Consider the following 11058-nt stretch of genomic DNA (forward strand, 5'->3'; position numbering starts at 1 on the left):
CGGGTGTGTGTTTCTTATCGGGGCGGTTTCTGAATGACTGACGACGCGAGCCGTTCGCCCAATCCGATCGACGTCCACGTCGGCCGGAGGGTCCGCCAGCGGCGCAAGGCCATGGGGGTGACGCAGGAGCGCCTGGCCGACGACCTGGGCCTGACCTTCCAGCAGGTGCAGAAGTACGAGCGGGGCGCCAACCGGGTGTCGGCCTCCAAGCTCTATGAGATCGCCGTCGCCCTGCAGACCGGCACCGAATACTTCTTCGAGGGCCTGGCCGACCCCTCCCAGCTGAAGACCGGCGGCGGCGAGGCCGAGCCGGCCTCGGAAAAGTTCGTCAACGCCTTCCTGATGAGCGCCGAAGGTCTGGAGCTGGCCGAGCTGTTCTCGCAGCTGAAGAGCCCGCGCCTGCGCAAGCGGATCGTCGAACTGGTCCGCAGCATGGTCGAGGACACCGACGAGGAAGCGTAGCGCCCTCCGCACTTGCGGGTATAAAGATATCTTTATATGGTCCCCCGGCGTTGAAGCCGGGAGTCCTCCGTGAGCCGTCAGAACTACATCTTCACCAGTGAAAGCGTGTCCGAGGGACACCCTGACAAGGTCGCCGACCGCATCAGCGACACTGTCGTCGACGCCTTCCTGGCCGAGGAGCCCGAAGCCCGGGTGGCCTGCGAGACCCTGGTGACCACCAACCGCATCGTGCTGGCCGGCGAGATCCGCGCCGCCAAGCCGGGCGCCTCCAAGGCCGAGAACAAGGAGCGCAACAAGGCGATCATCGCCTCGCTTGAGCCCAAGGTCCGCGCGGCGGTGAAGGACATCGGCTACGCCCAGAAGGGCTTCCACTGGGAAAAAGCCAAGTACCAGTGCTTCCTGCACGCCCAGTCCGACCACATCGCGCAAGGCGTCGACGCCGGCGAGAACAAGGACGAGGGGGCCGGCGACCAGGGCATCATGTTCGGTTACGCCACCGACGATACGCCGGAGTTCATGCCGGCCACCCTGCAGTACAGCCACAACATCCTGCGCCGCCTGGCCGAGCTGCGCCATTCGGGCGAGCTGCCCTTCCTGGAGCCGGACGCCAAGAGCCAGGTCACCCTGCGCTACGAGAACGACCGGCCGGTGCATGTCGAGGAGATCGTCGTCTCCCACCAGCACGGCAAGAAGATGGACGGCGGGGCCCCGACCTCCAAGCGCCTGCTGGGCGCCCTGCGGCCCTACATCCTGCCCCTGTTCGCCGATGGCCTGATCACCAAGAAGACCAAGTGGCACATCAACCCGACCGGCAAGTTCCTGATCGGCGGGCCGGACGGCGACTGCGGCCTGACCGGGCGCAAGATCATCGTCGACACCTACGGCGGCGCGGCCCCGCACGGCGGCGGCGCCTTCTCCGGCAAGGATCCGACCAAGGTTGACCGTTCGGCCGCCTACGCCTGCCGCTACCTCGCCAAGAATGTCGTGGCCGCCGGCCTGGCCAAGAAGTGCACCATCCAGATCAGCTACGCGATCGGCGTCGCCCGGCCGCTGAGCTTCTACGTCGACACCCACGGCACCGGTGAGGTCGATCCGGCCCAGCTGGAAAAACTGCTGCCCGACTTCATCGGCGGCGGCACCCCGGCCGGTATCCGCAAGACCCTGCAGCTCAACAAGCCGATCTACGCCCGCACCACGGCCTACGGCCACTTTGGCCGCCAGCCGGACAACGAGGGCGGCTTCAGCTGGGAAAAGACCGACCTGGTCGCCGACCTGCAGAAGGCGTTCTAGAACCCAAGTTCCTCCCCCATCGGGGGAGGGGGACCATTTGCGCAGCAAATGGTGGAGGGGGTCCCCACCGTCGGTCGGGTCATCGCGGCGGCAAACGCCAGCGGTGACCCCCTCCGTCAGCGGCTGCGCCGCTGCCACCTCCCCCGAGAGGGGGAGGAACTTCCGCAGCCGACCTTTCTTGTCCGCGCGCCGGACCGTATAGGGCCTCCCATGCCCAACCCTCAGCAACCCCACGGTCCCCTGCGCTCTTTCGGGCGCATCAAGTCGCGCCCGATCAAGGCGCGGCAGGCGGCGCTGTTCGACAGCCTGTTGCCGTCCATCGCCGTGCCGGAGACGCCGTTCGATCCGTTGAGCCTGAAACCCGACGCGAAAGCGGTCTGGGTGGAGATCGGCTTTGGCGGCGGCGAGCATCTGGCCGGGCAGGCGGCGAAGAACCCCGACGTGCTGATCATCGGGGCCGAGCCATTCCAGAACGGGGTGGCCAGCGCGCTGCGGCATCTGGAAGAAGCCGGGGCGACCAACGCCCGCATCCATCCGGGCGACGGACGCGAAGTCCTGGCCAACCTGCCGGGCGGCAGCGTCGACCGATTGTTCGTCCTCTTCCCCGACCCCTGGCAGAAGGCGCGGCACAACAAGCGCCGGCTGGTGAACCCCGAGTTTCTCAGCCAGGCGCATCGGCTGCTGAAACCCGGCGGCCGCTTCCGCTTCGCCACCGACTGGGCCGACTATGCCGACTGGACGCTTGAGCGCGTTCTGAGCAGCGGCCTGTTCACCTGGCCCGCCGACAAGGCCGACGACTGGCGCGTGCCGCCGGAAGACCACCTGACCACCCGCTACGAAGAAAAGAAGCTGGGCGACATCCCGCCGGTGTGGCTGGACTTCGTGCGCGCCTAGGGCGTCAGAACCATCTTCAGGGCCCCGTCCTGGCGGGCGTCGAACATGCGGTAGGCCTCCTCGCCCTGGCTGAGCGGCAGGCGATGGCTGATGACCCGTTCGGGCTTCAGCCGGCCCGCCTGGACCAGGGGGATCAGCTCGGGCCAGGTTTCCTGAACACTGCAGGTTCCGATCCGGAAGGTCAGGCCCATCATGAAGGCCCGGGCCATGGGGAAATCGAACCTGCGGTCCTGGTTGACCCCGATCACCGACACCACGCCCCGGCGCGCGGCGAGGTTCAGCGCCAGTTCGATAGTCCGGGCATGGCCGACCGCCTCGACGATGCTGTCGGCCATGCGGCCTTTGGTGAGTTCGCGCATCGTCTCGACGGCATCGTCGGGATGCAGGGCGATGGCCCCCAGCCCTTCGGCGATGGCGCGGCGCTCGGCCACCGGATCGATCGCGAAAACCCGCGCGGCGCCCAGCACGAAGGCCTGTTCGACGGCCATCAGCCCGATGGGGCCAAGACCGACCACGGCGGCGGTCTTGCCCGAACTGATCTCGGCGTTGCGGGCGCCGTACCAGGCGGTGGCCATGCCGTCTGTCATCAACAGGGCCTGGTCCTCGCTGACCCCGTCGGGGATTTTCGCGGCGTTGAAGTCGCCGGCCGGGACGCGGACGGCCTCGGCCTGCGAGCCCTGCAGTTTCGACGACAGGCCATAACAGCTGCCCTGGCCGGTCTCGCAGCGGATGACATCGCCGCGCAGGCAGCTGGGGCAGGCGCCGCAGCCGACGGCGCCGGAGATCATCACCTTGTCGCCGCTCTTCAGCCGCCGCACGCCCCGGCCGATCTCGACCACCTCGCCGACCGCCTCATGGCCGACGCAGAAGCCGAGGTCCTCGCTGAATCCCTCGCCGTGATAGATGTGCAGGTCGCTGCCGCAGATCGAACAGCCGGTAACCCGGACGATGATGTCGCGGTCGTCCTGCGGCACGGGGTCGTCCATGCTCTCGTAGCGGATGTCGCGGGTTCCGTGGAAACGCAGGGCCTTCATGGGGCGGCTCCGTCGATCCAGCGCAGGGCGCGCTGGAAGAGGTTGATGGTCGAGGCGTGCAGGCGGTCGCCGATGGCCTTGGGCGCCAGGCCCGCGCCGGCCCGGGCATGGCTGCCCTCGAGGATGATGCCGAGCTTGTAGCAGGCCAGGACGCCGTACCAGCGGATGTGGCTGAGGTCCCGGTCGCTGTTGCGGCCGTAGTGGTCGATGACCTCGCCGATGGTCGGGAAACCGTCCCAAGGGGTGACGGGTGTCAGCGCCGCCTGGCCCGGCTCGGGCCACATGGCCATCAGCCAGCCGAGATCGAGCAGGGGATCGCCGGTGCTGGCCAGCTCCCAGTCGACGATGGCGGCCAGCTCGCCGCTGTCATGGCGGTACATGACATTGGCCAGGTGGTAGTCGCCGTGGATCAGGCCGGGGCGGAAGCTCGGCGGCCGGTGGGCGTCGAGCCAGGCGCCGACCGTATCGACGCCGGGGATCTCGTCGGTCCAGGTCGGGAACTCGCGGTAGCTCTCAAACTGGGCTCGCCAGCGCGGAACCTGCCGCTCCAGCCAGCCCTCGGTCTTGCCCAGGGTCTCCAGCCCGACCCTGGCGATGTCGATGCGGCCAAGGGCGATGATGCCGTCGGCCAGGGCAAAGCCCATGCGGTTGCGCACCGCCGCATCGCCCGCGTGCAGGGGCTTCAGGCCCTCGGTGGGGTTGAAGCCGTCGATGGGCTCCATCAGGTAGAATGCGGCCCCGTCCATGGTCTCATCCGGGCTGGCGGCGATCAGGCCCGGATGCGGCACGTCCGACCCGGCCAGGGCGGCCAGAACCCGCGCCTCGCGGCGCATGGTCTCGTTGGAGTTGGCCCGGCGCTTCGGCGGCGGCCGGCGCAGGACGTAGTCCCGGCCCGCGCGGGTGAACTTCAGCAGGATGTTCTGGGTGCCGCCGGTCAGGACGGTGAGCCCTTCAAGCGGGCCGGCGCCCAGGCCCTTCGCGTCCATGAAGGCCGTCAGGACGGCGAGATCGACGCCTTCGGGGACGGTGTTGTCGCTGGGCATCGCTCCTCCCGGCCGTCGTTTCGCGGCCCTTGAAGGCAAAGCTACGCGGTTGTCCTGAGGGCAGGCAAACCCCCTCATCCGCTCACCCCGACGAAAGTCGGGGCCCAGCTGGCAAACCAGAGGACAGGCCGGCGCTGATCAGAGCGAACCCCTTAAGGGCGGTGGACACTGGGTCCCGACTTTCGTCGGGATGAGCGGATTGAGGGGGTGGGCGGACGCTGGGGCAAGGGCTCAGAATACTGTTCATTCAGAGGAGCGTAGTCATGGCCAAGGTCATTCGGATCGGTGGAGCCGGCGGGTTCCTGGGCGACAGTTCGGTGGCCGCGCCGCAGCTGCTGAAGGGCGGCAACCTCGACTACATGATCCTCGACTATCTGGCCGAGGCGACGATGTCGATTTTGGGCCAGATCAAGCGCGAGCGGCCGGGCGAGGGCTTCGCGCGCGACTTCACCGAATGGGTCTGGAAGGACAACCTCGCCGAATTCAAGGCCCAGGGGGTGAAGGTCATCACCAACGCCGGCGGCCTCAACCCCCACGCCTGCCGGGCGCGGATGGAGGAGCTGGCCGCCGCCGCCGGACTGAGCTTCAAGATCGCCATCGTCGAGGGCGACGACCTGATGGACAGCATCGACGCCCTGGCCGGCATGACCGAGCTCTACACCGGGGCGCCGTTCCCGCCGACGGAGAAGCTGTTCACCGCCAACGCCTACTTCGGCGGCCGTCCCATCGCCGCGGCGCTGGCGGCGGGGGCCGACATGGTCATCACCGGCCGGGTGGTCGACAGCGCCCTGGCGCTCGGCCCCCTGATGCATGAGTTCGGCTGGAGCGACGAAGACCACGACAGGCTGTCGGCCGGGTCGCTGGCCGGCCATGTCATCGAGTGCGGGGCGCAGGCGACGGGCGGCCTCTTCACCGACTGGCGGGATGTCCCGGACTGGGGCCACATCGGCTACCCGATCATCGAGTGCCACGCCGACGGATCGTTCATCGTCACCAAGCCGGAGGGCACGGGCGGCCTCGTCTCGCCCGCCGCCGTAGCCGAACAGATCCTCTATGAGGTCGGCGATCCACAAGGGTACGCCCTCCCCGACGTGGTCTGCGATTTTACCCAGGTGAAAGTCGAGCAGGTCGGCGAGCACCGGGTGAAGGTCACCGGGGCGAAGGGCTATCCGGCCTCGGGGTCGTACAAGGTCTGCGTCACCTGGGCCGACGGCTGGCGGTTCATCGGGGCCATGCCGATCGTCGGGCGCGAAGCCGCCGCGAAAGCCAGACGCCAGGCCGAGGCGGTGCTGGAACGGGTCGGCGACATGCTGCGCGACAGGAACCTCGCCCCCTTCCGCGAGACCCGTATCGAAATCCTCGGGGCCGAAGCCAGCTACGGCGCAAACGCCAGCGCGGCGGCGCAGGCCGTGCGTGAGGTGGTCAGCCGGGTCGGGGCCGAGCATGAGGACGAGCGGGCCCTGCGCCTGCTGACCCGCGAATGGCAGTCGCCGACCACCTCGATGAGCGTCGGCACCACCGGCTGGTTCGGCGGGGCGCCGAGCATCAGCCCGGTGTCGCGCGTGTTCTCGGTTCTGGTCCCGCGCCGGCAGGTTCCGGCCAAGGTTGATCTGGGTGGCGAAGTGATCACCGTCGAGGCCCCGCCGCCGGCCACCCCCTTTTCGCCGGAGATGGTCACGCGGCCCGTCCCGCTGCCTGAGCCGCCGGCGTCTGGCGACCTGATCGAAGTCCCGCTGATCGACCTGGCCTGGGCCCGCTCGGGAGACAAGGGCGACGCCTTCAACGTCGGGGTCATCGCCCGCAAGCCGGCCTACCTGCCGTGGATCCGCGCCGGCCTGTCGGAGACAGCGGTGAAGGCCTGGTTCGCCCATGAGTTCGAGGGCGCCGCCGCGCCGCAGGTCATCCGCTACGACCTGCCGGGCATGGACGCCATCAACCTGCACTGCATCCAGGCCCTGGGCGGCGGCCAGTTCGCCAGCTTGCGCCTCGACGCCCTGGCCAAGGGCAAGGCCCAGCAGCTGCTCGACATGCCGATCAAGGTTCCGGCCTCGCTGATCTGACGGTTCGGCCGCTCAATTCCGCGCGATGATCAACAAACCCCCGTGAGGCGAGCGCCTCGCCCTGCGCGTGTCTGTGCATTGACCGTGCCGAAAACCGGGTCATGGTGAACGAAATCGCCCCGCGACGTGGGCGAAGGAGGGTGGACATGGTTCGGGGTATTCGGATGGCGCTGGGGTGGGTCCTCGGCGCGCTCGTCTGGGCTTTGGTGCTTTCGCTGGTGCTGGTGGTCTGGGAAGGCCGCGCCGATCTAAGCGTCGCCAATCTGATCGACATGGGCCAGGTGGGCCTGACCGGCGTGCCCGCGGCGGCGCCCGGAGCCCTGCTGTTCCTTGGGCTTGGCCTGCTGCTGTTCGGCCTGATGGGCCGCGGCACGGCGCCGGTGGGCGCGGGCGGCTTCGGCGGCCTGCTGTTCCTGCTGGCCAGCGGCCTGGCCTGGAAGTTCGGCGGCGGCTCACCGCTGGTCGCCACCCTCTTCGGCCTGTTCCCCATCGAGGCCTACTGGGCCCAGCTGATGGACATCGCCAAGGCCGACGGGGCTGTCTACGCCTGGTTGGCCGTGCATACCCTGACGCCGCTGATCGCCGGCGCCATCGGTGGCGGGGTCTACGACGCCGTAGCCGGGGCGGCCAAGGCGGCGCGGCGCAAGGGCCGCCTGCCGCCGGTCAATTTCGGCTAGCCCCGGCCCCCGCGTTGTTGGGGGGCTGACAACCAGCGAGGGAGGGTCTATATGAGCCTCCACATCGTTTGAACGCGCTGGATAGCGCATTCGAGCGGCGTCCTCCGGGGCGCCGCTTTTGTTTTGACCGGAGATAGCGCTTGCGCGCACGCACCAGTGAGGATCGCAGTCTGCTCGAACTGCTCGACCCCGTCGCGGAAGCGGCCGGGTATGAGATCGTGCGGCTGCGCCTGATGGGCGGACAGACCCGGCGCCTGCAGATCATGGCCGAGACCCCGGCCGGCGACATGGTGGTCGAGGACTGCGCCCGGCTGAGCCGCGCCATTTCCGAGATCATGGACGCCGCCGACCCGATCACCGGCGAATATACCCTGGAAGTTTCGTCGCCCGGCATCGACCGGCCGCTGACCCGCCTGAAGGACTTCGAGACCTGGGAAGGTTACGAGGCCCGCATCGAACTCGACCGCATCGCCGAGGGCCGCAAGCGGTTCAAGGGCGAGCTGGCGGGCGTGGAAGATGGCCAGGTCGGGATCAACGTCGAAGGCGACTCTGAGACCACCCTCTACATCCCGTTCGACTGGATCCTCGAGGCCAAGCTGGTCCTCAACGACCAGCTGATGAAGGTCGGCGCCGAACAGCGCGCCGCCCGCATCGCCCAGGACGACATCAACTCCGTCGGCAACGACAACGACTGACACCTTAGAGATTTAAGGACACGACCATGGCCACCGGCATTTCCGCCAACCGCCTCGAACTGCTCCAGATCGCCGACGCGGTCGCCCGTGAAAAGGGGATCGACAAGGAGATCGTCATCGCCTCCATCGAGGAAGCGATCCAGAAGGCCGCCCGCAGCCGCTACGGCGCCGAGCACGACATCCGCGTGGCCATTGACGCCAAGACCGGCGAGACCTCGATCAAGCGCTACGTGACCGTGGTGGAAGACGACGTCGAGTTCGAGGAAGGCGACGTCGGCAAGATGCGCCTGGCGGATGCGAAAGCCTTCTACGGCAAGGACACCGAAGTCAGCCAGGTCTTCGACGAAGAGCTGCCGCCGTTCGAATTCGGCCGGGTGCAGACCCAGATGGCCCGCCAGGTCGTGTTCGGCAAGGTCCGCGAGGCCGAGCGCGAGCGTCAGTTCGAAGAATACAAGGATCGCGTCGGCGAGATCGTCAACGGCGTGGTCAAGCGCGTCGAGTACGGCAACGTCATCGTCGATCTGGGCCGTGGCGAAGGCGTCATGCGCCGCGACCAGTCGATCCCGCGCGAGAACTTCAACCTCGGCGACCGCATCCGCTGCTACATCTACGACGTCCGCAGCGAGACCAAGGGCCCGCAGATCATGCTGTCCCGCGCCCACGGCGGCTTCATGGCCAAGCTGTTCGCGCAGGAAGTGCCGGAAGTCTACGACGGCGTCATCGAGATCCGCGCCGTGGCCCGGGATCCCGGCAGCCGCGCCAAGATGGGCGTTGTCTCCAACGATTCCAGCATCGACCCGGTCGGCGCCTGCGTCGGTATGCGCGGTTCGCGCGTCCAGGCGGTGGTCGCCGAGCTGCAGGGCGAAAAGATCGACATCATTCAGTGGAGCCCGGACGAGGCGACCTTCATCGTCAACGCCCTTGCCCCCGCCGAAGTCTCCAAGGTGGTCATGGACGAGGACGACGAGCGCGTCGAAGTCGTGGTCCCCGACGAACAACTGAGCCTGGCCATCGGCCGCCGCGGCCAGAACGTGCGCCTGGCCAGCCAGCTGACCGGCTGGCAGATCGACATCCTGACCGAGTCCCAGGAGTCGGAGCGCCGCCAGAAGCAGTTCGCCGAGACCACCCAGCTGTTCCAGGACGCCCTGGACGTCGACGAGGTCATCGCCCAGCTGCTGGCCACCGAAGGCTTCGTGTCCGTCGAGGACGTCGCCTTCGTCGAGCCGCATGAGATCGCCGAGATCGAAGGCTTCGACGAGGACACCGCCGAGGAACTGCAGGCCCGGGCCCGCGAATTCCTCGACAAGGCCGCCGCCGAGCTGGACGCCAAGCGCACCGAACTGGGCGTCGAGGACGGCGTTCTGGAGATCGAAGGCATCACCCTGCCGATGGCCGTCGCGCTTGGCGAAGGCGATGTGAAGACGGTTGAAGACCTGGCCGGCCTGGTCCCCGACGACCTGCGCGGCTGGTACGAGACCAAGGACGGCGAGCGCGTGCGCGAAGCCGGCGCCCTGGAAGCCTTCAACCTGACCCCGGAAGACGCCGAGACCCTGATCATGCGCGCCCGCGTGGTGATGGGCTGGGTCGAGGCCCCGCCGGAACCGGAATACGAAGAAGAGTACTACGAGGAAGAGGGCGAGTACGCCGAAGCCGAAGTGGAAGGCGAGCAGCCGGAAGCCTCGGAAGAGGTCGCCCTGGCCGAGGCCGAAGGCGAGGCTCGGGACGCGTGAGCGTCCTCGGCCAAACCCTCGGACTTCCGTCTTCGATGAACTGATCGGCCCAGCCCGGGCCGGTCGTGGACAAGGAACGCGACCAGCCCATGCAGGCTGAGACCGACATTGCCGCTCACAAGACCCTGGCGGCCGCCGCCAGGGAACGGCGCGACATCGTCTCGGGAGAGGTGATGGCGGAGGAGAAGCTCGTCCGCTTCGTCGCCGGGCCCGATGGCGTGGTCTTCCCGGACGTGGCGCGCAAGCTGCCGGGCCGGGGCATGTGGGTCGCGGCCGACCGGGCCAGCATCGAGGCGGCGGTCAAGAAGAACGCCTTCTCCCGCTCGGCCAAGACCAGGCTTTCGGCCCCCGCCGACCTCGCCGACACGGTCGAGAAACTGCTGACCAAACGGGTGCTGGACGCCCTGGGCCTTGCGCGGCGGTCGGGAGACCTTATTTCCGGCTTCGAAAAAGTCATGGCGGCGGTCCGTAGCGGCAAGGCCGCCTGGCTGATCGAGGCCAGCGACGGCGCGGCCGACGGCCGTTCGAAGATTCTCAACCTGGCCCGGCATATGACCCCGCAGCCTCGGGTTATCGGCGTTTTCGATTCCGCCGAATTGGGTTTGGCCTTGGGGGCCGAGAATGTGATACACACCGCCTTCCTCGGCGGACGGTCGGTCAAGAGTTGGACGCAGGACGTCGAACGTCTGGCTGGATTTCGCCCGCTTCTCCCGGAGGACTGGCGCGAGGAACGGTGAGAGAAGGGCCCGCGGGAAACCGCGACCGGGCCCTTTATGAGTTTGGATTGATGGGAATGCGGTCGGAACCTCCGGCCGTGAGTTAAGCGAGACGCATGAGCGACGAGAACGACAACCGCCCGGGCCGCCCGCCCATGACGCTGAAGCCCCGCACGGGGTCCGTCAGCGCCGGGGTGGTGAAGCAGAGCTTCAGCCACGGTCGGACCAAGACGGTGGTGGTGGAAACCAAGCGGCAGCGCACCCACAGCGCGCCGCCGGCGAATCTCGCCGGTCCTTCGAACGCCGAGCGCCGCCCGGCCCCGGGTGGAGCTCCGCAGCCGCGTCCCGCCTCGCCGCAGGGCGCCGGCGGCCTCAGCGCCGACGAGATGCGCGCCCGCCAGGCCGCGATCGAAAGCGCCCAGCGTCAGGCGCAGATCCAGGCCGCCGCCCGCGCCGA

General features: G+C 68.3%; 11 protein-coding genes. 9 read left to right on the forward strand and 2 right to left on the reverse strand.

The genetic code is table 11. The annotated features are described in order from the left end of the window. Positions 1-33: 33 nt before the first annotated feature. From AC2YG9_RS05370 to trmB, 3 genes are all read left to right on the forward strand, one after another. Positions 34-462 (forward strand): helix-turn-helix domain-containing protein, encoded by a 429-nt coding sequence (locus AC2YG9_RS05370; protein WP_487296888.1) that lies wholly within the window; start codon positions 34-36, stop codon positions 460-462. Between the two features lie 69 nt (positions 463-531). Further along, positions 532-1752, forward strand: a complete 1221-nt coding sequence (gene metK, locus AC2YG9_RS05375; RefSeq protein WP_487296889.1) for a methionine adenosyltransferase — start codon at positions 532-534, stop codon at positions 1750-1752. A gap of 210 nt (positions 1753-1962) precedes the next feature. Continuing rightward, positions 1963-2646 (forward strand): tRNA (guanosine(46)-N7)-methyltransferase TrmB, encoded by a 684-nt coding sequence (gene trmB / locus AC2YG9_RS05380; RefSeq protein ID WP_487296890.1) that lies wholly within the window; start codon positions 1963-1965, stop codon positions 2644-2646. On the opposite strand, the gene AC2YG9_RS05385 is transcribed toward trmB, so the two are convergent. Together AC2YG9_RS05385 and AC2YG9_RS05390 are read right to left on the reverse strand one after the other, a co-directional pair. Next, positions 2643-3680, reverse strand: coding sequence for an alcohol dehydrogenase family protein (locus AC2YG9_RS05385; RefSeq protein ID WP_487296891.1), 1038 nt, complete (start codon positions 3678-3680; stop codon positions 2643-2645). The two genes, trmB and AC2YG9_RS05385, sit on opposite strands and share 4 nt — an antisense overlap. Continuing rightward, entirely contained in the window at positions 3677-4723 is a 1047-nt protein-coding gene (locus AC2YG9_RS05390) for a phosphotransferase family protein (RefSeq protein WP_487296892.1), read from the reverse strand. The genes AC2YG9_RS05385 and AC2YG9_RS05390 overlap by 4 nt, the downstream gene beginning before the upstream one ends. Before the next feature lie 263 nt (positions 4724-4986). Here AC2YG9_RS05390 and AC2YG9_RS05395 point away from each other — a divergent pair, with 263 nt between their 5' ends. The 6 genes from AC2YG9_RS05395 to AC2YG9_RS05420 all read left to right on the forward strand — a co-directional run. Then, positions 4987-6783, forward strand: a complete 1797-nt coding sequence (locus AC2YG9_RS05395; RefSeq protein WP_487296893.1) for an acyclic terpene utilization AtuA family protein — start codon at positions 4987-4989, stop codon at positions 6781-6783. Between the two features lie 146 nt (positions 6784-6929). Beyond that, complete coding sequence (locus AC2YG9_RS05400; RefSeq protein WP_487296894.1) at positions 6930-7460, forward strand: hypothetical protein; 531 nt, start codon at positions 6930-6932, stop codon at positions 7458-7460. Between the two features lie 140 nt (positions 7461-7600). Beyond that, a complete protein-coding gene (rimP, locus tag AC2YG9_RS05405) occupies positions 7601-8155 on the forward strand; it encodes a ribosome maturation factor RimP (RefSeq protein WP_487296895.1) in 555 nt (184 codons plus the stop codon). A gap of 26 nt (positions 8156-8181) precedes the next feature. Then, complete coding sequence (gene nusA / locus AC2YG9_RS05410; RefSeq protein ID WP_487296896.1) at positions 8182-9885, forward strand: transcription termination factor NusA; 1704 nt, start codon at positions 8182-8184, stop codon at positions 9883-9885. Positions 9886-9974: 89 nt separating this feature from the next. Next, entirely contained in the window at positions 9975-10622 is a 648-nt protein-coding gene (locus AC2YG9_RS05415; RefSeq protein WP_487296897.1) for an RNA-binding protein, read from the forward strand. Between the two features lie 95 nt (positions 10623-10717). Beyond that, positions 10718-11058: IF-2-associated domain-containing protein (locus AC2YG9_RS05420; protein ID WP_487296898.1), on the forward strand; the 341-nt coding region annotated here is incomplete at its 3' end.

The organism is Caulobacter sp. SRI_014 (assembly GCF_057586315.1).